Source organism: Rhodococcus shunpengi (genome assembly GCF_048381395.1).
GTDB lineage: Bacteria > Actinomycetota > Actinomycetes > Mycobacteriales > Mycobacteriaceae > Rhodococcus.
In genome coordinates this window covers 127743-151937 of the sequence record NZ_JBLWIU010000025.1, presented here as the reverse complement: position 1 = coordinate 151937, position 24195 = coordinate 127743, and the positions used below count along the sequence as shown (strand labels likewise).

The window sequence follows — 24195 nt, the reverse complement described above, 5'->3', positions numbered from 1 at the left end:
CATGCATTGCGTGCATGACGTGGGTCAGTTGCGGCGGTTCCCGTTGCGTCCGGCGGCCTGCACTTCGATCCGCCCCCACCGGCGCAGTGTCGCGTCGCTCTCGGTCAGCCGCGCCGACAGCACCGCGATGATCGTCTCCACCGCGCGGGCGCTCACCATCTCGTGGTGGTCGCAGTCGAGCCGGTACTGGTGGATCTCCCCGGCGATCACGTTGTGCCAGGCCGCCACCGCCGGAACCGGGGCCTCCGAGCGGGCCGCGGTGAAGAACAACGCGTCCCCGTCGAAGGTGTCCGGTTCGTGCCGCCGCGCGGCGCGGGCGGTGTCGGTCGAGCCGGCGTGCAACCGTTCGAGGTGGGCGGCGGTCAATCCGGTGCCGCCGCCGAACGCCTCGTCGAGCACCGCGGCGGCGTGCTCGAAGCTCGGCTCACCGTCGTCGACGGGAAGACCGAGATCGCGCAGCATGTCGCGGGTGCCGACGGCCGGGGACGCCCCGACCAGCAGGTGGCTGTCGAGCAGTGCGAGAGTGTCGACGATCTCCCCGGCGCGGCGCAGTTCCACGGCGACGGCGTGCGCGACCACCCCGCCGAGCGACCAGCCCAGCAGGTGATACGGGCCGTGCGGCTGCACCCGGCGGATCTCCCGCACGTAGTGGCGGGCCAGCGCGGTGATGGTGTCGTGCCGCGGACCACCGGACAGCGCCGGCAACTGCAGTCCGTAGACGGGCCGGTCGTCGTCGAGCCGGTGCGCGAGGGTGCTGTACGGCCAGGCCAGTCCCGCGGCGGGATGGATGCAGAACAGTGCGGTGCCGGTGCCGGGGCGCAGCGGCACGAGCACCCCGAACGCCTCGTCGATGTCGCTGCTCGCCTCGGACTCGCCGCTGCTCAGGTGCGCGGCGAGTTCCGCCGGGGTCGGGTGCGTGAAGATCGACGCGATCGGCACCCGCCGCCCGAGTCGTTCCCCGAGTGCCGGCAGCAGCCGGGTGGCCAGCAGCGAGGTGCCCCCGAGATCGAAGAAGTCGTCGTCGACCCCGACCCGGTCGAGACCGAGATGCTCGGCGAACAGGTCGGTGACGAGCGTGTCGAGGTCGGTACTCGGTGCCCGGTAGTCCCCGGCCGGGGCGGTGAAAACGGGGGCGGGCAGCGCGGCGCGGTCGAGTTTGCCGGCCGGGGTGAGCGGGATGTCGTCGAGCACGGTGATCACCGCCGGCACCATGTGCGGCGGAAGATGCTGCGCGACAAAGGTTTTCACCTCGGCGGCGGTGACATCGGCGTCCGGGGCGAGGCGGAGGTAGGACACCGGCACCGCCTGACCGGACGGGGCGGTGTGGCCGAGGGTGTGGGCGAAGACCACCTGCGGGTGCGCGGCCAGTGCCGCGTCGATCTCGCCGAGTTCGACGCGGAAGCCGCGGATCTTGACCTGGAAGTCGGTGCGGCCGACGTAGTCGAGGCGATGATCGGCGGTCCACCGCACCAGATCCCCCGTGCGGTACATCCGCTCCCCCGAACCGGTGGGGTCGGGCACGAACCGGGCGGCGGTCAGCGCGGGCCGGTCGTGGTAGCCGCGGGCCAGACCCGGCCCGGCGACATACAGTTCCCCGGCCACCCCGACGGGCACGGGCTGGAGCCGTCCGTCGAGGACCAGCGCGCGGAAGCCGCGGCTGGGGGTGCCGATGGTGACGGGCTCACCGACGGTGAGCGGGTCACCGAGGGAGGTCATGATCGTCGCCTCGGTGGGACCGTAGGCGTCGATCACCCGCCGCGACGCCGCCCAGCGCGCCACCAGCTCCGGTGGCAGTGCCTCGCCGGCGACGAGCAGGGTGTGCAGCTCGGGGACGGTGTCCGGATCCAGCGAGGCCAGCGCGGTGGGGGTGATGAAGGCGTGGCTGACCCGCTGCGCACGCAGCACCGCGGCGAGCTCGTCGCCGCCGTAGACGTGCGGCGGCACGACCACCAGCGTCGCCGCCGCGCACAGCGCCATCATCTGCTCGAAGATCGACGCGTCGAAGCTCGGCGACGCCAGATGCGACACCCGGGCCGCGGCGGTGACCTGCAGCCGCTCGCGTTCCTCCCGGGCCAGGGAGGCCAGGCCGCGGTGGGTGACCGCCACGCCCTTGGGGCGGCCGGTGGAGCCGGAGGTGTAGATCAGGTAGGCCGGATGATCCGGGCGCAGCACCGTCGGCCGGTTCGCGTCGTCGACGGGTGCGACCGGCCCTTCGGTGAGGTCGAGGTCGTCGAGGACGAGCCAGTCCACTTCGTCGGGCAGTGCAGCGCGGTGCGCGGCGACGGTGATGCCGATGCGGGCAGCGCTGTCGTCGAGCATGAAGGCGATGCGGTCGGCCGGATAGGTGGGGTCGACCGGCACGAACGCCACGCCGCTGCGCACCGTCGCCCACACCGCGGTGACCGACTCGAGCGAGCGCGGGATCGCCAGGGCGACGACCTGTTCGGGTCCGGCGCCGCGGTCGAGCAGGTGCCGCGCGAGCCGGTGCGCGCGGGCGTCGAGCTCGCGGTAGGTGACCTTTCGGTCGCCGTCGACGACCGCGACGGCATCCGGGGCGGCGGCAACAGCGGTGTCGAGCAGCTGCGGCCACAGCACCGCCGGTTCGGCCTCGGGTCCGATCGCGGGCACCAGGGCGGTGTGTTCGGCGGCGGTGAGCAGGTCGAGATCACCGACGGGGCGGTGCGGGTCGGCGGCGATCGCGTGCAGCAGCCGGCCGAACCGGTCGGCGAAGCCCCGCACCGTCTCGGCGTCGAACAGGTCGGTGGCGTAGACGAAAGCGGCGTCGAGACCACCCTCGGTGTTCTCCCCGACGAGCAGTTCGAGGTCGAAGTTGCACACCGTCGGGTCGAGGGCGACGCCCTGCACGCTCAGGTGCGGCAGCTCCACCGCGGGCAGCTCGGCGGTGTGGAATTCGATCGAGACCTGGAACAGCGGCGAGTGCGCGGTCGAGCGGGCCGGGGCGAGGGCGTCGACGACCCGGTCGAAGGGCAGATCCGCGTGTGCGAAGGCATCGAGGTCGCTGTCGGTGACGGCGGCGAGCAGCTCGGTGAACGACGCGTGTGCGGGCACCGCGGTGCGCAGCACGACGGTGTTGACGAACATGCCCACCAGATCGTCGAGGGCACGGTGCCCGCGACCGGCGACCGGGGAGCCGACGGCGATGTCGTCGCTGCCGGACAGCCGCGCGAGCAGCACCGCGAACGCCGCGTGCACGGTCATGAACACGGTGCTGTGCCGGGCGGCGGCGAGTTGCTGCAGCCGGGCGAGCAGATCGGCGTCGACGGTGAAACGGGTGATGTCGCCGCGGAAGGACTGCTGCGGCGGCCGGGGCCGGTCGGTGGGCAGCGGCAGCACCTCCGGCAGCCCCGCGAGGCGTTGCTGCCAGTAGGTGGTCTGGTCGGCGGCGAGGGTGCCGGGGCCGTCCGGGTCACCGAGCCGGTCGAGCTGCCACAGGGTGTAGTCGGCGTACTGCACCGGCAGCGGCCCGAACGCCGGGGTCTCCCCGCGGCTGCGGGCCGCGTAGGCGATCATCAGGTCGCGGGCGAGCGGACCGGTCGAACCGCCGTCGGCGGCGATGTGATGCACCACCAGCACGGCGAGATGGTCGTCACGGCCGAAGGAGAACACCCGCGCCCGCACCGGGATGTCGACGGTGACGTCGAAGCCGGCGCCGAGGAAATCGGCGATGGCGGTGTGCACGGTGTCCTCCCCGGCGGGCACCACGTCCAGCGGCAGCGGGGCGTCGGCGGCGGCGAGGATCCGCTGGTGCGGTCCGGCCGCCGACGCCGGGTAGACGGTGCGCAGGCTCTCGTGCCGGGCCAGCACATCGTGCAGGGCGGCGCCGAGCGCGGCCGGGGACAGGTGCCCGGACAATCGGATGGCCAGGGGGATGTTGTAGGCGGCGGAGGTCGGGTCGAACTGGTTGATGAACCACAGTCGCTGCTGCGCCGGGGAGAGCGGGATGTGCTCGGGGCGCGGGCCGGCGACCGGGCCGAGGACGGTGCCGGCGGCGGGTTCCTCGCTCTCGGGGGCGGGTCGGTCGGCGAGGTGCGCGGCGAGCGCGGCCACGGTCGGAGCTTCGAACAGTGCGCGCACCGGTACGGGTCGGCCGAGCCGGTCACCGAGGCGGGCGACGGCGCGGGTGGCGAGCAGCGAGTTGCCGCCGAGGTCGAAGAAGTTGTCGTCGACGCCGAGCCGGTCGAGGCCGAGCACGTCGGCGAGTTCGTCGGCGACGAGCGACTCGAGCGGGTCGGTGGGTGCCGGGCGGTCGCCGGCGGTCAGCTCCGGTGCCGGCAGGGCGGCGCGGTCGAGTTTGCCGACCGGGGTCAGCGGGATCTCGTCGAGCACACTGACCACGGTGGGCACCATGTGCGCCGGAAGACGCTCGGCGACATGGGTTTTCACCGCGACCGGGTCGATGTCGGCGCCGGGCGTCGGGTGCAGGTGGGCGACGAGGACCGTCTCCCCGCTCGGCGCGCGGTGCGCGACGGTGGCGGCGAATCCGACGGCCGGGTGGGCGGCGAGCACGGCGTCGATCTCGCCGAGTTCGACGCGGAAGCCGCGGATCTTGATCTGGAAGTCGCTGCGCCCGACATAGTCGATGCGCAGATCCCGCCGGTCGAGGTCACCGACCCAGCGCACCAGATCCCCGGTGCGGTACATGCGTTCGCCGGGGGCGCCGTAGGGGTCGGCGACGAACCGGGCGGCGGTCAGCGCGGGCCGGGCGTGATAGCCGCGGGCCAGGCCCCAGCCGGCCAGATACAGCTCGCCGACGGCGCCGAACGGCACCGGCCGCAGCGCGGTGTCGAGGACGACGGCGTGCACCCCGCGCAGCGGACCACCGAGCGTGAGTGGGTCGTCGACCCCCAGGGGGTCGCTGATCGCGGCCATGATGGTCGTTTCGGTGGGTCCGTAGGCGTCGACGAGACGCCGCCCGCGCGCCCAGGTGGCCTGCAGATCGGCCGGCCACGCCTCCCCCCCGACCGCGAGATCGGTGAAGGCGGTCAGATCCGCCGGATCGAGGGAGGCGAGCGCGGCGGGGGTGATGAACCCGTGGGTGACCCGCTGCTCGCGCAGCAGCGCGCCGAGTTCGGCGCCGCCGACGATGTGCGGGGGCACGACCACCAGCTCGGCGCCGGACCCGAACGCGAGGAGGTATTCGAAGATCGACGCGTCGAAGCTCGGCGACGAGACGTGCATGACCCGCGCGCCGGGACCGGCGTGGAAGCGGCCGCGCTGATCGCGGGCGAAGTTCTCCAGGCTGCGGTGGGTGGTGAGCACACCCTTGGGGCGGCCGGTCGAGCCGGAGGTGTAGATCAGGTAGGCGGGGTGATCGAGCCGCAGCGCGACGGGGCGGTCGGTGTCGTCGATCGTGGCGGTGCTCTCCCCCGCGGCGTCGCGGTCGAGGTCGTCGAGCAGCAGCCACGGCACCGTGTCCGGGAGCTGGTCGCGGTGCGCGGTGGTGGTCAGGCCGACGGTGGCGCCGCAGTCGTCGAGCATGAACGCGACGCGTTCGGTCGGATAGCGCGGGTCGACGGGCACGAACGCCGCGCCGGTCTTGGTGATCGCCCACATCGCGGTCACCGACTCGACGGAGCGGGCGATGCCGACGGCGATGAAGGTTTCCGGGCCGGCGCCGTGGCGCAGCAGCATCCGCGCCAGCCGGGTGGAGCGTTCGTCGAGGTCGCGGTAGGTCAGCACCCGTTCCCCGTCGCGCAGCGCCGGCTGATCCGGGTGTGCGGCGGCGGTCGCGGCCAGCAGGTGCGGCAGGGCGATGTCGCTGCCCCCGGCCGGTCCGTGCACCGGCAGCAGCGCGTCCTGCTCGGCGGTGGTGAGCGCCGGCAGCGTGGTGATCGGGGCGGCCGGGTCGCCGGTCAGGGCGTCGAGCACGGCGGTGATGCGTGCGGCGATCGCGGTGACGGCGTCGCCGTCGAAGACCTCCGGCAGGTACTTCATGCGCAGGTGCACCGCGGTGTCGGTGTGCACGACCACCGACAGGGGGTAGTGCGCGGCGTCGCGGCCGGTGATGTCGGCGACCCGCATGCCACCGAGGTCGGTGTCGCGGTCGAGGCCGGCGCGTTCGACCGGATACGACTCGAAGACGGTGAGGGTGTCGAACCGCACCGCGGCCCCGAGATGCCGGTCGAGGGTGCCCAGGTCGAGATGGTGGTGATCGAGCAGCGCGACCTGTTCGGCCTGCACCCGGTCGACGAGCCCGCCGACGGTGTCGCCGGGCCGCACGGTGATGCGCACCGGGACGGTGTTGATGAATAACCCGACCATCGCCTCGATGCCGGGGATCTGCGGCGGCCGCCCGGAGACGGTCGCGCCGAACACCACGTCGGTGCGGCCGGTGAGCGCGCCGAGCACCACACCCCAGGCGGTCTGCACCAGGGTGTTGACGGTGACGCCGCGGGCGGTGGCGGTGTCGTGCAGCCGCACCGACAGGCCGGTGTCCAGGTCCAGGTCGAGGTCCTCGGAGATCCCGGCGGTGGTGCCGGGCCGGTGCTGCGGGGCGAGCAGGGTCGGCTCGTCCACCCCCGCGAGGGCGCGGCGGTAGGCGTCGAGGGAGGCCTGCGGGTCACGGTCGGCGAGCCAGGTGAGGTAGCTGCCGTAGTGCGGTGCCGGCGGCAGTGCCCGCTGGTCCGCGTCGGTGGCGTAGAGCATCAGCAGTTCCCGGATCAGCACCGGGGTGGACCAGCCGTCGAGCAGCAGATGATGATTCGTCAATGCCAGCAGGTGCCGGCCCGGGCCGGTGTGCACGACGGTCGCGCGCAGCAGCGGCGCGGTCTCGGTGTCGAAGCGGGTGCGCCGATCGAGGGCGAGCAGCTGCGCGGCGGCGTCGTCGGGGTCGGGGTCGTCACTGGTGTCGGCGACGGTGAACGGCACCTCCACGTGGGTGGGGATGACCTGCACGTGCCCGTCCCCGGCGGCGGGGAACGCCGCGCGCAGCGCCGGATGCCGGTCGAGCAGCAGCTGCAGGGAGCGGCGCATCCGGCTCGCGTCGACCTCGCCGCGCAGGTCGAGCACGAGCTGCACGATGTAGGCGTCGGGGCGGTCCCCGGCGAGCAGGGCGTGGAAGAGCAGACCGGTCTGCAGCGGCGCGGTCGGCCACACGGTGTCCAGGCGCCCGTAGCGCTGCTCGAGGCGTTCGATGACGTCCTGGTGCAGTCGCACCAGCGGCAGATCCGAGGGGGTCAGGCCCCCGGCGTGCGGGCTGCGGGTGTGCCGGGTCAGCGCGGTGGCGGCGGTGGCGAAGTGGTGCGCGAGGGCGGTGACGTCGGCGTCGTCGAGCAGCCCGGCCGGATACGACCAGTGCACCTTGAGCACCGGACCGGTGGGGGTGTCGGCGGTGACGGCGTTGATGTCGAGCACCGCGGCGGCGGGCATGTCCGGGCTCTGCGCCCCACCGCGCGGGAAGCCGTCGATGGGCAGCCAGGGGGTGTCGGTGTCGGTGACCCCGGCGGTGGGGCGGCCGAGATAGTTGAAGCTGACCTGCGGGGCCGGCGCGTGCGCCAGGTCGGCGGCGGTGTTGGGGTCGAGATAGCGCAGCAGCCCGAAGCCGGTGCCGTGGTCGGGGACGGCAGCGAGGTGTTCCTTGACGGTCTTGACGGCGCGACCGGCGGCCGGGCCGGCGGCGAGCGCGTCGTCGAGGTCGATGCCGGTCAGGTCCAGGCGCAGCGGGTGGATGGTGGTGAACCAGCCGACGGTGCCGGACAGGTCGGCGCCGGCGGCGGCGGTGCTGTCGCGGCCGTGCCCTTCGAGGTTGAGCAGCAGCGAGGTCGGGTCGTGGCCGCGGTCGCGGCGCCACGCCGCCACCGCCAGGGCGAGCGCGGTGAGCAGCCCGTGGTCGACGGCGCCGTGGAAGGCGGTGGGCACGGCGGTGAGCAGCGCCTCGGTGACCGAGATGGGCAGTTCGGTGGCGACGGTGGTGACGGTGGCGTTGGTGTCGCGCGCCGGATCGAACGTCCGGTGCCCGAGCGGCGGGTTCGGTCCGTCGAGCACTCCGCGCCAGAAGTCGAGTTCGGTACGGCGCTCGGGGGCGGCGTCGCGCAGGGCGTGGGCCCAGCGGCGCACGCTGGTGCCGGTGTGCGGGGGCAGCAGCGCACCGGTGCCGGCGGTGCCGGCGAGGGCAGCACTGCCGGTCGTAGCGGACGCCCACGCGGCGGCCAGGTCGGGGACGAGGATGCGCCAGGACACTCCGTCGACGGCGAGATGGTGGATGACGATGAGCAACCGGCCGGCGCCGCTGGTGGCGTCGAACCACACCAGTTGCACCACCGCCCCGTGGTGCGGGTCGAGGCGGTCGGCGGCGGCGTCGAGTTCGGTGGCGGCCAGGGCGAAGAAGTCGTCGCTGTCGGCGGCGCTGGTGACCGGCACCCGGTGGACGACGGTGTCGATGTCGACGCTGCCCGGGGCGGGTACGTGCAGCACGTGTCCGCCGGGGGCGTCCGGCGCCGGACGCAGTTGCACGCGCAGCATGTCGTGCCGGTCGAGGACGGCGGTGACGATCGCCCGCAGCGTGGTCGCGTCCAGTCCGGTGGGCAGGCGCAGCAGCACCGCCTGCGAGTAGCGGCCGATGCTGCCGCCGCGGTCGAGCATCCAGTGCGCGATCGGCGGTAGCGGCATGTCCCCGACCCCGCCGCCGGGCAGCTCGGCGAGGGTCTCGGCGGGGGTGGTGGTGCCGACGACGGCGGCGAGCGCGGCGGGGGTCTTGTGTTCGAACACCTCGCGGGGGGTCAGGTCCAGGCCGGCGGCCTTGGCGCGGGAGACCAGCTGGATGGACATGATCGAATCGCCGCCGAGGGCGAAGAACGAATCGTCCACCCCCACCGTCGGCAGGCCGAGTACCTGGGCGAACAGTTCCACCAGCACCGTTTCGGGGCCGCGCGCCGGGGCGCGGGAGACGGTGGTGCGGGCGGCGAAGTCGGGGGTGGGCAGCGCGCGTCGGTCGAGTTTGCCGGTCGCGGTGACCGGCAGCGTGTCGAGCACCACCAGGGTGGACGGCAGCATGTACGCGGCGAGTTCCCCGGCGGCGTGGTCGAGCACCACGTCGACGTCGAGATCGTGGCCGGTCTCGGGCACCACGTAGCCGACGAGACGCCCGGTGCCGGCGGCGTCGTCGGTGTGGACGACGACCACGGCGCGGCCGACACCGGGGGCGCGCAGCAGCGCCGCTTCGATCTCGCCGAGTTCGATGCGGAATCCGCGCAGCTGCACCTGGAAGTCGGCGCGGCCGAGATATTCGATCTCGCCGTCGCGGGTGCGGCGCGCCAGGTCCCCGGTGCGGTAGAGCCGGTCGCCGGGGGCGCCGTGCGGGTCGGCGACGAACCGGGTGGCGGTCAGATCCGGGCGGTGCAGATAGCCGCGGGAGAGTTGGGCGCCGGAGACGTACAGTTCGCCGATCACCCCGGTGGGCACCGGATGCAGCCGGTTGTCGAGGATGTGCAGGCGCAGCGACGGAAGTGGTTGGCCGATCAGGCTCGCCGCGGCGGTGGCGGCGAGGTCGCGGGTGATGGTGCGGGCGGTGACGTGCACGGTGGTCTCGGTGATGCCGTACATGTTCACCAGCGTCGGGGCGGTGTCGTCGTGGCGCCGGTACCAGCGGTCGAGCTGCCCGAAGTCGAGGGCTTCCCCGCCGAAGATCACCCGGCGCAGCGCCGGCAGGTCGGTGCCGGCGGCGCGGTCGGCGTCGATGAGCTGGTAGAACGCCGTCGGGGTCTGGTTGAGCACGGTGACGCGTTCGCGGCGCAGCAACGCCAGGAACTCCTGCGGGTTGCGGGCGGTGTGGTAGTCGACGACGACGAGCCGGCCACCGTGGGCGAGCGCGCCCCACAGTTCCCACACCGAGAAGTCGAAGGCGTAGGAGTGGAACAACGTCCACACATCGGAGGCGTCGACACCGAACATCTCGGTGGTGTCGGTGAGCAGGGTGACGACGGTGCGGTGCGGCACCATCACGCCCTTGGGGCGGCCGGTGGACCCGGAGGTGTAGATGACGTACGCCGCCGCATCCGGGTGCACGCGCGGCAATCCGTCACCGCCACCGGGCATCTCGGAAAGTCGGGTGCGCACCGCCGGGTCGTGCAGGTCCACGACCGGTGGGGTGTGCGGGGGCAGGGCGGTGGCGTGTTCGGCGGTGGTGAGCAGGCACACCGGGGCCGCGTCGTCGAACATGTACGCGAGCCGGTCCGGCGGGAACGCCACGTCGATGGGCAGATAGGCGGCGCCGCTGTGCAGCACGGCGAGCAGCGCGACGATCAGGTCGGTGCCGCGCGGCAACGCGACCGCGACGAGCCGGTCCGGTCCGGCGTCGTGCTCGACGAGCAGCCGCGCCAGGCGCTGCACCCGGTCGGTGAGTGCGTCGTAGCGCAGCGACCCGTCGGGGGCGGTGACCGCGATCGCGGCCGGGTCGAGTCCGGCGCCGCGGGCGTACAGATCGAGCAGGGTCTCTGCGGCCGGGCGCAACGGAGCGGGGGCGGTGGGACGTTCGTCCTCGGTGAGCAGATCGACGTCGCCGATGGGGCGGTGCGGGTCGGCGGTGACCGCGTCGAGCAACCGCACCAGCCGCTGCGCGAACGAGGCGACGGTGTCGGGATCGAACAGATCGGTGGCATAGGTGAACGCCGCCGGCATCCCGCCGGTCTCCCCCACCCCGGCCGGGTCGGTGTCCTGCAGGGTCAGTTGCAGGTCGAACTTGGCGACGGGCAGTTCCGGGTCGAGGGCGTCGACCTCGAGTTCGGGCAGCACCAGATGGGCCTGCTCGGTGTTGCCGTATTCGAGGACCACCTGGAACAGCGGGGACCGGTCGGTCTCGCGGGCCGGGGCCAGCACGTCGACGAGGGTCTCGAAGGGCAGCTCGGTGTGCCCGAAGGCGGCGAGGTCGATCTCGCGGGTGCGGTGCAGGTGGTCGGTGAACGACAGGGCCCCGTCGACGGGGGTGCGCAGCACCACGGTGTTGACGAACATGCCGACCAGGTCGTCGAGGGCGCGGTGCCCGCGACCGGCGACCGGGGAGCCGATGACGATGTCGGATGTGCCGGTCAGGCGGGCCAGCAGCGCCGCGAACGCCGCGTGCACGGCCATGAACACGGTGGTGTCGTGCTCGGCGGCCAGCGCCTCGAGGCGCCGCTGCACGTCGGCGGGCACGGTGAAGCGGTGCAGGGCGCCGTGGAAGCTGCGCTGGGTGGGGCGCGGCCGGTCGGTGGGCAGCGGCAGCAGTTCGGGGGCGTCGGCGAGGGTGTCGCGCCAGAAGCGCAGCTGCGCGGCGGCGAGGGAGGTCGGGTCGTCCGGGTCGCCGAGCAGCCGGCGCTGCCACAGGGCGTAGTCGGCGTACTGCACCGGCAGCGGTGCCCGGTCCGGGTCCGTCCCGCCGGTGCGGGCGGTGTAGGCGAGCATCAGGTCGCGGGCCAGCGGCGCCATCGACGAGCCGTCCGCGGCGATGTGATGCACCACCACCGCCAGGACATGGGCGTGCTCGTCCAGGCGCCACAGCCGCAGCCGCACCGGCACGGCCGCGGCCACGTCGAAACCGGCACCGATGAACTCGCCGAGTTCGGTGGGCAGTTCCTCGGCGGTGACCGGCCGGGCGGTCAGCGCGCCGAGCACCCGGTCGGTGTCGACGACGACCTGGCGGGGACCCTGGTCGTCGCCGGGATACCAGGTGCGCAGGCTCTCGTGCCGGTCGAGCACGTCGCGCACCGCCGCGGTGAGCGCCGCGACGTCGAGGCGGCCGGACAGGCGGATCGCCAGGGGAATGTTGTAGGCGGCGGAGGTGGTGTCGAACTGGTTGACGAACCACATGCGTTGCTGCGCCGGCGACAGCGGTAACCGTTCGGGCCGTTCGGCGGCGACCAGCGGCACCCGCCCGTGCCCGCCGTGATCGTCGAGGATCCGTGCGGCGAGCGCCCGCACCGTGGGGGCCTCGAACAGGGCGCGGACCCCGGCGTCGGTGCCGAGCGCGGCGTTGAGGCGGGCGACGACGCGGGTGGCGATCAGGGAGTTGCCGCCGAGATCGAAGAAGTTGTCGTCGACGGAGACCTGCGGGTGCCCGAGGACCTCGGCGACGATCTCGGCGACGGTGGCCTCGAGATCGGTGCTCGGGGCGCGGTAGTCGCCGCCGAGCCGGGTCAGGTCCGGCACCGGCAGGGCACGGCGGTCGAGTTTGCCGACCGGGGTCAGCGGCAGCTCGTCGAGCACCACCACCGCGGCGGGCACCATGTGGCCGGGCAGCCGCGCCGCGGCCCAGGCGCGCAGCGCCCGCGGATCGATCTCCCCGGCGGTGGTGTCGGTGGTATCGGGCAGCACGTAGGACACGAGCACGGTGTCGCCGCTGGGTGCGGTGTGCCCGATGGTGTGGGCGAAGGCGATCGCGTCGTGGGCGGTGAGCGCGGCGTCGATCTCGCCGAGTTCGATGCGGAAGCCGCGCACCTTGACCTGGAAGTCGGAGCGGCCGAGATATTCGACGGTGCCGTCGTGCCGCCACCGCACCACATCACCGGTGCGGTACATGCGTTCGCCGGGGGCGCCGTAGGGGTCGGCGACGAACCGGACGGCGGTCAGGTCGGGGCGGCGATGGTAGCCGCGGGCCACGCCCGGCCCGGCGATGTACAGCTCGCCGGCCACCCCGACGGGGACGGGCCGCAGCCGGTCGTCGAGGACGGTCTGGTGGAAACCGACGGCGGGGCCGCCGATGGTGACGGTGTGCCCGGGCCGCAACTGCGGGCTGACGCTGGTCTCGATGGTGGCCTCGGACGGACCGTAGCCGTTGAACATGCGCCGTCCCGGCGCCCAGCGCGCCACCAGTTCCGGTGGGCAGGCCTCACCGGCGACGACGAGCACCTCGAGGTCGTCGAGTCCGGTGGGGTCGAGGGACGCCAGCGCGGTGGGGGTGATGAAGGCGTGGGTGACCTTCTCCTCGCGCAGCAGCCGGGCGAGTTCGTCGCCGCCGTAGACGTCCGGCGGCACGATCACCAGGGTGGCGCCGGCGCAGAACGCCTTGGTGAACTCGAAGATCGACGCGTCGAAGCTCGGCGACGCCAGGTGCGAGACGCGGGCCCGGTGGGTGATGGTGAAGTGGCTGCGCACCTCGGCGTTGAGGTTGGTCATGCCGCGGTGGGTGACCACCACGCCCTTGGGGCGGCCGGTGGAACCGGAGGTGTAGATCAGGTAGGCCGGGTGATCGAAGTGCAGCGCGGCGGTGCGGTCGGCGTCGGTGATCGGCGCGTCGCTCGTCGCGGCGATCCGGGCGGCGACGGCGTCGTCGTCGAGCACCAGCCACGGCACCTGCACGGGCAGCGCGTCGCGGTGCGCGGCGGTGGTGATGCCGAGGACGGCGGCGCTGTCGGTGAGCATGTAACTCACCCGCTCCGGCGGGTAGGCGGGGTCGACGGGCACGAACGCCGCGCCGGTCTTGGTGACCGCCCACACCACCGCGACCGATTCGACCGAGCGGGTCGACGCCAGCGCGACCACCGTTTCCGGGCCGATCCGGTACTCGTCGACGAGCAGCCGCGCCACGCGGGTGGACCAGGCGTCGAGTTCGGCGTAGGTGACCTGCCGGTCGGCGAAGCGCAGGGCGACCGCGTCGGGCAGGATCGCGGCGATCGAGGTGAGCAGTTCCGGCCACAGTTGCGGGGAGACCGGCGGCAGGCCCCGCGCCGGGGTCAGATCGGCCAGTTCCCGGTCGGTGACGATGTCGATGCTGCCGACCGCGATGTCGGGGACGGCGGTGACCGCCTCGACGATGCGCACGAACCGGTCGGCGAACGAGGCGACGGTGGCGGGATCGAACAGGTCGGTGGCGTAGGTGAACGACGCGCGGATACCGGCGGGGCCGTCCGCGTCGGTGGTCTCGGCGATCGACAGCTGCAGGTCGAACAGCGCCAGCATCGGATCGAGATCGAGGACCCGCACCGACAGATCGGGTAGTTCGATCTCGGGGCGTTCGGTGTCCTGGAATTCGAGCAGCACCTGGAACAGCGGGGTGTAGGCGGTCGAGCGGGGCGGGTCGAGGACCTCCACGAGCCGCTCGAACGGCACCTCGGTGTGCCCGAAGGCGGTCAGGTCGCCGGTGCGGATGCGGTCGAGCAGCGCGGTGAACGGCTCGTCGTCGTCGACCCGGGCGCGCAGCACCACGGTGTTGACGAACATGCCGACCAGGTCGTCGAGGGCGCGGTGACCGCGACCGGCGACGGGGGTGCCGACGACGATGTCGTCGCTGCCCGACAGGCGGGCCAGCAGCACCGTCAGTGCGGCATGCACCAGCATGAACACCGACGCGTCGTGGGCGCGGGCGATGTCGAGCAGCCGGCGGTGCGCGGCGGCGTCGAGGGTGAACGGGATGCAGGCGCCGCGCCGCGACGGCTGCACCGGGCGGGGCCGGTCCAGCGGCAGTTCGAGCAGTTCCGGGGCGCCGGCGAGCGCTGCGCGCCAGAACCGGAGCTGTTCGGCAGCCAGCGAGGTCGGGTCGGTGTCGTCGCCGAGCACCCGGTGCTGCCACAGGGTGTAGTCGACGTACTGCACCGGCAGCGGCGTCCACTGCGGGCCCTGCCCGGCGTGGCGGGCGCTGTAGGCGGCGATGACGTCGCGGGCCAGCGGCCCCATGGAGAAACCGTCGGCGGCGATGTGGTGGGCGACGAGCACGAGCACGTGCTCGTCCTCGGCCAGGGCGAGCACCCGGATGCGGATGGGGATCTCGGTGGCCACATCGAATCCGGCCGCGAGGATCGGGGTGAGCTCGCTGTCGAGGTCGGTGCCGTCGTCGACGGTGAGCACCGCCAGATCCGGCACGGCGGCGCCGGCGGGCACCACCACCTGCACGGGCCCGTCATCGGTGAGCGGATAGCGGGTGCGCAGCGATTCGTGCCGGGCGACGACGTCGCCGATGGCGTGCTGCAGCGCCGCCTGATCGAGCCGGCCGGTCAGGCGCAGGGCGACGGCGATGTTGTAGGCCGGGGAGGTGGTGTCGAACTGGTTGATGAACCACATCCGCTGCTGCGCCGGGGACAGCGGGACCGGGTCGGGGCGCGGCCCGCACACCGGGGCGCCGCGCCCGGCGCCGGTGCGGTCGGGCTGGTCGAGGTGCGCGGCGAGATCGGCGACGACCGGATGGTCGAAGATCTCCCGGATGCCGAGCTCACCGCCGGTGTCCGCGGCGAGCCGGGCGGCGGCGCGCATCGCGAGCAGGGAGGTGCCCCCGAGGTCGAGGAAGTGATCGTCGGCGCCGACCCGGCCGACGCCGAGCAGGTCGGCGAAGACGGTGGCGACGAGCTGTTCGGTGGGGGTGCGCGGCGCCCGATAGCCACCGGCGGCGGTCGGGGCCGGCGGGGCGGGCAGCGCAGTGCGGTCGAGTTTGCCGTTGGGGCCGACCGGCAGCGCGTCGAGGACGACGAGGGCGGCGGGCACCATGTAGTCCGGCAGCTGCGCGGCCAGATCGGCGGTGACCGCGGCGGTGTCGATGCTGCGCCCCGGGGTGGGCACGAGATAGCCGGTGAGCCGGTCGTCGGCGCCGTGGTGGACGAGCACCACCGCCTGCCCGATCTCGTCGCGGGCGCGCAGCACCTGCTCGATCTCGCCGAGCTCGATGCGCAGACCACGGATCTTGACCTGGAAGTCGGTGCGCCCCAGGTACATCAGGGCACCGTCGGCGCGGCGGGTGGCCAGATCCCCGGTGCGGTACATCCGCTCCCCCGGCGCCCCGAACGGGTCGGCGACGAACCGGTCGGCGCTCAGGCCCGGGCGGTCGAGATAGCCGCGGGCGAGCTGGATGCCGGCCAGATACAGCTCGCCGGCGGCGCCGGCGGGCACCGGATGCAGCCGCGCGTCGAGCACGTAGGTGCGGGTGTTCCACACCGGCAGCCCGATCGGCACCGACCCGTGGTCGGTGCCGGTGGTGGTCCAGGCGGTGACGTCCACCGCGGCCTCGGTGGGCCCGTACAGATTGTGCAGGGCGGTGTGCGGCAGCGCCTCCCGCAGCGCGGCGGCGGTCTCGGCGGGCAGCGCCTCCCCCGACGCGAACACGTGCCGCAACGCGAGCGGATCCCGGTCCCGGCCGTGCAGGGCGTCGACGAACACCGCGAGCATCGACGGCACGAAATGCGCCACGGTGACCTGCTCCTCGGCGAACAGCCGCAGCAGATAACCGGGATCGCGGTGCCCGCCGGGGGCGGCGACGGCGAGGCGCGCCCCGACCTGCAGCGGCCAGAAGAATTCCCACACCGACACGTCGAAGGTGGCGGGGGTCTTCTGCACCACCGTGTCCTCGGCGGTCAGCGGATAGGTGTGCTGCATCCAGCGCAACCGGTTGACGATCGCCGCGTGCGGCACCGCCACGCCCTTGGGGCGGCCGGTGGAGCCGGAGGTGAAGATCACGTAGGCGAGATGCGCGCCGGTCGGCTCCGGCCGCTCCGCCGCCGTGAGGGCAGCCGGAGATTCGTCGTCGAGGTCGAGCCGGTCGATGCGCAGCACCTCGGCGCCGGTGTCCGGCAGGGCGTCGGCGACGTCACTGGTGGTGAGCACCGCGATCGGGGCGGCGGTGTCGAGGACGTAGCGCAGCCGCTCGGCGGGATGGTCCGGGTCGAGCGGCAGATAGGCGGCGCCGCTCTTGACGATCGCGTACATGCCGACGAGCAGATCCAGCGACCGTGGTGCGGCGAGGGCGATCACCCGGTCCGGTCCGGCGCCGGCGCGCAGCAGCCGCCGCGCGAGCCGGTTGGTGACCGCGTCGAATTCGGCGTAGCCGAGGGTGCGGCCGTCGACGGTGACGGCCGGGGCGTGCGGGGTCGCGGCGACCTGCGCGGCGAACAGTGCCCCGAGGGTGGTGGCGGGACCGGCGTCGGCGGCGGTGGCGTTCCACGTGTCGAGCACGGTGCGGCGTTCGTCGGCGGTGAGCAGATCGACGTCGCCGACCGGCACCGCCGGATCGGCGGTGACCGTCTCGAGCAGCCGCACGAGGCGCTGCCCGATCGCGGCGGCGGTGGCGGGGTCGAACAGGTCGGTGGCGTAGGACAACGCGCCGCGCAGCGCGTGGGTGCGGCCGTCGCCGTCGGCGACCGCACCGAGCTGCAGGTGCAGATCGAACTTGGTGGTGTGCGTGTCGATCTCGGCGATGTCGACGTCCAGGCCGGGCAGCGTCAGGTGCGCGCCGGTGGTGTCGGCGAAGGCGAGCATCACCTGGAACAGCGGCGAATAGGCCGCCGAGCGGGCCGGCACCACGGCGTCGACGAGCCGGTCGAACGGCAGGTCGGTGTGTGCGAAGGCCGCCAGGTCGGTGTCGCGCACCGCGGTGAGGAACTCGGCGAAGGACAGTTCGGCGGGCACCGCGGTGCGCAGCGCGACGGTGTTGACGAACATGCCGACCAGGTCGTCGAGGTGGCGGTGGCTGCGCCCGGCGACGGGGGTGCCGACGACGATGTCGTCGCCGCCGGACAGCCGGGCCAGCAGCACCGCCAGGGCGGCGTGCACGACCATGAACTCGGTGGCGGTGTGGGCGTGGGCGAGCTGCCGGATCCGCCCGTACAGCTCCGGGGCGATCTCGACGTCGACGCTCGCGCCGCGGAAGGACTGCTGCGGCGGGCGCGGCCGGTCGGTGGGCAACGCCAGCAGATCGGGGGCGGCGGTGAGGATCTCGTGCCAGTACTCGAGTTGCCGGGCGGCGCGGGAGGCCGGGTCGTCGACGTCGCCGAGCAGATCCGCGAACCACAGGGTGTAGTCGGCGTACTGCAGCGGCAGCGGCGCCCAGTCCGGGGCGGTGCCGGCGGCGCGGGTGGCGTAGGCGGTGACCAGATCCCGCGACAGCGGCGCCAGCGATGCCCCGTCGGCGGCGATGTGGTGCACCACCACGGCGAGCACGTGCTCGTCGTCGGCGACACGGAACAGTCGCATCCGCAGCGGCGGGTCGACGGTGACATCGAAACCGGCCGCGACCACGGCCGCGACGTCCGCGTCGAGATCGTCGGTGGCCGTGGGGGTCAGGTCCACGGCGAGCGCGTCGACGGGCAGCACCTGCTGGATCGGCCCGGCCGGGGTGGCCGGGTAGACGGTGCGCAGTGCCTCGTGCCGGTCGAGCACATCGCGGGTCGCGGCGACCAGCGCCGCCTGGTCGAGGGCGCCGCGCAGTCGCAGCGCGACCGGGATGTTGTAGGCGGCCGAGGACGGGTCGAGCTGGTCGACGAACCACAGGCGTTGCTGGGCGGCGGAGACCGGGATGCGGTCCGGGCGCGGCAGCACCGGCGCCGGGGCGGGCCGGTCGACGTCGTCACCGGCGGGCAGGTTCGCCGCGAGCGCCCGCACGGTGGGGGCCTCGAACAGCGACCGCACCCCCAGATCGGTGCCGAAGGCGTCGTTGATGCGCGAGATCACCCGGGTGGCGACCAGCGAGTTGCCGCCGAGCTCGAAGAAGCTGTCGTCGGCGCCGACCTCGGCGACACCGAGCTGGTCGGCGAAGATCGCGGCCAGCGCGGTCTCGGTGGGCGACATCGCCGCCCCGCCGGCGCCGGTGAAGACCGGTTCGGGTAGTGCCTTGCGGTCGAGTTTGCCGACGGCGGTCAGCGGGATCTCGTCGAGCACCATGATCGCGGCGGGCACCATGTGGGAGGGCAGCCGCGCCGCCAGCGCCGCGGCCAGCTGCTCCGGGTCGAGGGTGCAGCCGGCGTCGGGCAGCACATAGGAGACGAGCATCTTCTCCCCGGAGGGTGCGGCGCGGCCGAGGGTGACGGCGAAGGCGACGTCCGGGCGGTCGCTCAGCGCGGCGTCGATCTCGCCGAGTTCGATGCGGAAGCCGCGGATCTTGACCTGGAAGTCGGAGCGGCCGAGATATTCGACGGTCACCGAACGGGCGGGATGGTGCGGGTCGCGGATACGCCAGCGGGTGACATCGCCGGTGCGGTACATGCGCGAGCCGGGCGGGCCGAAGGGGTCGGCGACGAAGCGGGTCGCGGTCAGGCCGGGCCGGTCGTGATAGCCGCGGGTGACGCCGGGGCCGGCGATGTACAGCTCCCCGGCGACCCCGGCCGGCACCGGGTGCAGCCGACCGTCGAGGATCAGCTCGTCGATGCCGCACACCGGATGGCCGATGGTGACGGTCTCCCCCGGCACCAGCATGTCGGTGATGTTGCAGACGATGGTGGTCTCGGTGGGACCGTACGCGTTGTACATCCGCCGCCCCGGTGCCCAGCGCGCCACCAGTTCCGGCGGGCACGCCTCACCCGCGACGGTGACCGCCTCGCACTCGACGCCGGTCGGGTCCACCGACGCCAGCGCGGCCGGGGTGGAGAACAGGTGGGTGACCCGTTCGCGGCGCAGCAGCGCGGACAGTTCGTCGCCGCCGTAGATGTGGGCGGGCACCACCACCAGGGTCGCGCCGATGCCGAAGGCGGTCATGTACTCGAAGATCGACGCGTCGAAGCTCGGCGAGGAGAAATGCGAGACCCGCGCCGCCGGGGGCGGGGCCAGGCGGGTGTGCAGGGTCGCCGACAGGTTCGCCAGGCCGCGGTGCGGCACCACCACGCCCTTGGGGCGGCCGGTGGAGCCGGAGGTGTAGATCAGGTAGGCGGGATGGTCGAACAGCAGCGTGCCCGGCCGGTCGTCGTCGGTGACCGGCTCATCACCGGCCTGCGCGATCCGTGCGTCGAGATCCGGATCGTCGAGGACGAGCCAGGGCACCGTGCCGGGCAGCTCGTCGCGGTGCGCGGCGGTGGTCAGGCCCAGGATCGCCCCGGAGTCGGTGAGCATGTACTCGATGCGTTCGGCCGGATATTTCGGGTCGACGGGCACGAAGGCGGCCCCGGACTTGGCGACCGCCCAGATCACCGCCACCGATTCGAGGGAGCGGGCGATGCCGACGGCGACGAAGGTCTCCGGTCCGGCCCCGGCGTCGATGAGGACGCGGGCGAGCCGGTTGGACCAGGTGTCGAGTTCGCCGTAGGTCATGCGCCGGTCCTCGCATACCACCGCCTCGGTGTCCGGCACGACCGCGGCGACCGCGCACAGGATCTCCGGCAGGGTCTGCGCGGAGCGCGCCGGGTCGCCGTGCGCCGGGACCAGCCCGGTGACCTCGTCGCCGCCGACGAACGGCAGATCCCCCGTGGGCAGGTGCGGGTCGGTGAGCGCCGCGGTCAGGGCGCGGCCGAGTCGCCGGCCGGTGGTGGTGGCGGTGTGCGCGTCCACCTGCTCGGGCCGGTAGCCGGTGCGGATCTGCACGGTGGTGCCGGTGGTGTCGATCGCCACGCGCAGCACCGCCTCCGCAGGGGCGGGGGTCGGGTCGTCGAGGGCGAGCACCACCGGGCATGCGGGCCCGAGGTCGGCGAGCACGGCCGGGTCGACGTCGGTGTGGGCGGACAGGTCCGCGTCGAGGGTGCGCACGCGCCGCACCAACTCGGCGAAGGGTTCGGCCGGGTCCACGACGACGCGCAGCGGCAGCACCCGCCCGTCGCGGGCCACCCCGACGAGGACGTCGTCGTGGCCGGTCAGCCGGGCGGTGAGCGCCGCCGTGGCGGCGTGCAGCACCGCGGCGACGGTGGTGTCCGGGGCGCCCCCCTCGGTGGTGGCGAAGCGCGCGGCGAGCGCCGCGGCGGTGACCGCCAGGCGGTCCTGGGCGTCGATGGGCGTGTCGTCGGTGGGTTCGGTGACCGGGCGGGGCAGTTCGAGTCGTTCGGGGGCGTCGGCGAGGCGTTCGCGCCAGAAACCGGCGGCGGCCGCGGCGCGGCGGCGCTGCTCGCCGAGGGTCACGCTGGCCGGATGGATCGCGGCGACCGCGCGGTCGGGGGCGCTGCGCAGGAAGTCGTCGAGCAGTTCGACGAACCGGTCGTGGTGGGTGCGCAGTTCGTCCTCGTCGTAGCGGTGGGGGTTGCCGCGGAAGTCGAGGAAGGTCCGGGCCGGGTCGCCGCTCTGATAGATGTTGACCAACAGGTCCTCGACGGGACCGGAGGTCATGATGTGGAATTCGCCGCGGATGGCGCCGAGCACGATCTCCTGCCGGAACAGCATGACGTTGACCATCGGCCCGGCATAGCGATACGGATCGCCGGCCGCGCCGGTCTCGCGGCGGATGTCCTCGAGGCTGAACCGCTGGTGCCGCAGCGCCCCGGTGAGTTCGAGCTGCACCCGCCGCACCAGATCGGTGCGGGTGTCGCCCGGTTCGAGGAAGATGTGCAGCGGCGCGGTGTTGACGAGCATGCCGCCGGAGCGGCGGGCCATCGCGGTGGTGCGGGCGAAGACCGGCAGGTTGATCATCACGTCGTCGCGGCCGGTCATCCGCGCCAGATAGCACGCGAATGCCGCGATCACCGCCGCCGTCGACGACAGTCCCGGCTCGTCGTCCACTGCGGTCAGCGCGTCGACGAGCTCGTCGGGGAGGGTGTGGCTCGACAGCAGCGACACCGCCGCGGTGGGGGCGTCGCGTTGCGCGAGGGTCGAGCCGTCCTCGAGTCCGGCGACCCGCTCGATCCAGTAGTCGCGGTCGGTGCGGTAGCGCTCGGAGGTGCGGTAGTCGCGGTCCCAGTCGTACAGGGCGCGCAGGTCGGCGGCCTTGGACGGCTCCGCCTCGCGGCCTTCGATCGCCGCGGTGTACAGCGCGGCGATGCGGTTGACCATGGTCATCGCCGCGAATCCGTCGAGGGCGACGTGGTGGATGCGGGCGTACCAGAGGAACCGGTCGTCGGCGACCTGCAGGATCGTCATGTTCACCAGCAGGTCGTTCGCCAGATCCACCGGGGTGGCGTAGTCGGCGGTCATCCACTCGTGCGCCGCCGCCATCGGATCGGGTGCGCCGCGGAAGTCGAGCAGCCGGATCTCGTTGCGGTCCTCGACGGTGGGGTCGACGTACTGGACGGGTTCGCCGTCGACGTCGACGACCCGCAGATAGGCGGACTGGAACTCGGCGCCGGCGCGATATCCGCAGCGACGCAGCAGATCCAGGTCCGGGGCGCCGCGCAGATCCACATACTGCGCGATGCACACGGGTACCTCGGGTGCGAGCTGCTGCGCGAACCAGATGGCCCGTTGCGCGGACGACAACGGGAAAGCGCCGGCCGGTATCTGCGGACGACGGTGTCGCAGCGACATGTCCCCTCCGAAAGCGATGTTGTTGGCCGTGATCGGCGTGTGTCCCCCGACATCGCGTGCAGGGGCCGACCCCGGTGCCGCTGGGCGTGCGGCGCCGCGATCGGACCCCCGTTCGATCGTGTGATCCCGTGTGACCGGGACCACACAACAAGCTAGACCACCTGTGCGACCGGTACGACCGGATTGCGGCGACGACCGCACCCCCACCGGCCGATGCGCCCCACAGGCCGTGCCCGTGCCGCGGCAGGACCGGTACGGAACCACGGGTGACCTCGGAAATCGTTCCCCCGCAGGGGATCAGTCGCGTTTCGATAACGTTTTCCCGACGGCCGGGAGGAATGCCCTGTTCGTGACCGGAGTGACGAATGAGGTCGGCGTCGAAGCAGGATCGGGCTCGCCGGAAACGCCCCGAAACCGGATAGGTGTCCTTATTCTCGAAGCGGCCGTCACCTTCGTGCCTCCGTGCCGCGACCGGTGCGTGACCGGATCGCGACCGGATCGTCTCGTCCCGCCTGCTCGACCCGATTCGAAGGAGCCCGAGATGTTGCGTCGCCGATCCGCCCCGCTCGTCACCGCCCTGCTCGCCGCCGCCCTGCTCTCCGCCCCCGCCCAGGCCGCCGCCGACACCACCCCGCCGGGGGTGCCGCTCGACCAGTTGCGCGCGGAGGTCGCCGACTCCCCCGAGACCCTCGCCGCGCTCGAACGGCTCGTCGCCGACTCCGGCTCGGCGAATCCGTTCGCGCCGCCACCGAAGAACATCCCGCAGCCGTTCTCGGCGCCCGCGCCCACCGTCGGCCCGGGCTGCGGCGGCGGTGTCGTGCCGTTCGCGATGACCACCGCCTGGGTGCATCCCGGCCCGCACGGTCAGGTGCCGTTCGGCTCGATCGAGGTGTTCGTCGAACCCACCGCCGGCGCGCCGGTGACCGCCTCGGACCTGAAGTTCGTGTGGATCAACATGGAGAACATCCGGGCCGGGGTCGCCACCCTCGACGACAACGGCGGCGGGCTGCAGTCGACGGTGATCGACAGCGGTCCCGGCGCGGTGCTCGGCGCCCTGTTCGGCTCGCTGCAGTACGCCAACGGCGCGTTCTGCCAGGTGATCTACACCATGGGCGGCTTCTTCGCCTGAGGCCCGTTACTCCCCGATCGGCTGCTGTCGGCTGGTGTGCTGTCAGCGCAGTCGTTCGGCGTCGCGGGCCAGATCGAGCAGCTCCGCGCACAGGGCGGTCAGCTCGTCGGCCGCGGCGCCCTCGGCGACCGCGGTGGCGACGTCCTCGGCGGCGCAGCGCACCCGGAAGGCGCGGTCGGCGAGTGCCTCGACCTCGGCGGCGGTGAGCACCACGGAATCCTCGGGCAGCCCGGCGCGGCGGGCGCTGCTGCGCTGCTCGTAGGCGCGCTGCCGGCACGACTGGCGGCAGTACCGGCGTCGCCGGCCGGTGCCGATCTCCGGTACCGGGCGCCCGCACCACAGGCACGTGCTCGCTCGCGTGTCACGTCCGGTCACGAGCGTCACTGTACTGCCCGCCCGCACCCCCGGCGGGGCGGTGGGAACAGCGGATGCGCGGCCGGTGCGGGCACCGTGCGCGTGGCGGTGCGGCGGGTCGGTAGACTTGCCCTTCGGCTCCTCGGTGGGCCGCGGGAACGGAATCGGCTCCGCCGACGTTGAGCACAGTGGACGTCGAGCTCGGCGTCGATGCCGCACGGCATCGTCACCCGGGCGGAGCACACAAGGAAGGACACCACCATGGCAGATCGTGTACTGCGAGGCAGCCGACTCGGGGCGGTGAGCTACGAAACCGACCGCGACCACGATCTGGCGCCGCGGCGAATCGCGCGCTACCGCTGCGACAACGGCGAGGAATACGACGTGCCGTTCGCGGACGACGCGGAGATCCCCGGCACCTGGATCTGCAAGAACGGACTCGAGGGCACCCTCGTCGAGGGCGCCGCACCGGAGCCGAAGAAGGTCAAGCCGCCGCGCACCCACTGGGACATGCTGCTCGAGCGTCGCTCCATCGAGGAACTCGAGGACCTGCTCAAGGAGCGCCTGGACCTGCTCAAGGCCAAGCGCCGCGGCGCCTGACACCCACGCCGCCGAAACTCGCACGTGTGCCGCCCCGGACGATCGTCCGG

Annotated in this window: 4 protein-coding genes; 2 read left to right on the top strand and 2 right to left on the bottom strand. The window is 73.2% G+C overall.

The features are described from left to right. Positions 1-24: 24 nt before the first annotated feature. Positions 25-22062 carry a non-ribosomal peptide synthase/polyketide synthase gene (locus ACNJ7K_RS15480; protein ID WP_487041873.1) on the bottom strand — a complete coding sequence of 7346 codons (22038 nt, stop codon included), beginning with the start codon at positions 22060-22062 and terminating at the stop codon, positions 25-27. Positions 22063-22603: 541 nt separating this feature from the next. Between ACNJ7K_RS15480 and ACNJ7K_RS15475 the strand changes: the two genes are divergently transcribed. Beyond that, positions 22604-23191 (top strand): hypothetical protein, encoded by a 588-nt coding sequence (locus ACNJ7K_RS15475; protein WP_487041872.1) that lies wholly within the window; start codon positions 22604-22606, stop codon positions 23189-23191. Between the two features lie 42 nt (positions 23192-23233). On the opposite strand, the gene ACNJ7K_RS15470 is transcribed toward ACNJ7K_RS15475, so the two are convergent. Then, positions 23234-23575 (bottom strand): hypothetical protein, encoded by a 342-nt coding sequence (locus ACNJ7K_RS15470; RefSeq protein WP_060653046.1) that lies wholly within the window; start codon positions 23573-23575, stop codon positions 23234-23236. A gap of 231 nt (positions 23576-23806) precedes the next feature. Here ACNJ7K_RS15470 and ACNJ7K_RS15465 point away from each other — a divergent pair, with 231 nt between their 5' ends. Then, on the top strand, positions 23807-24145 hold the full coding sequence (locus ACNJ7K_RS15465) for an RNA polymerase-binding protein RbpA (RefSeq protein WP_026061850.1): 339 nt from the start codon (positions 23807-23809) through the stop codon (positions 24143-24145). Positions 24146-24195: the final 50 nt, after the last annotated feature.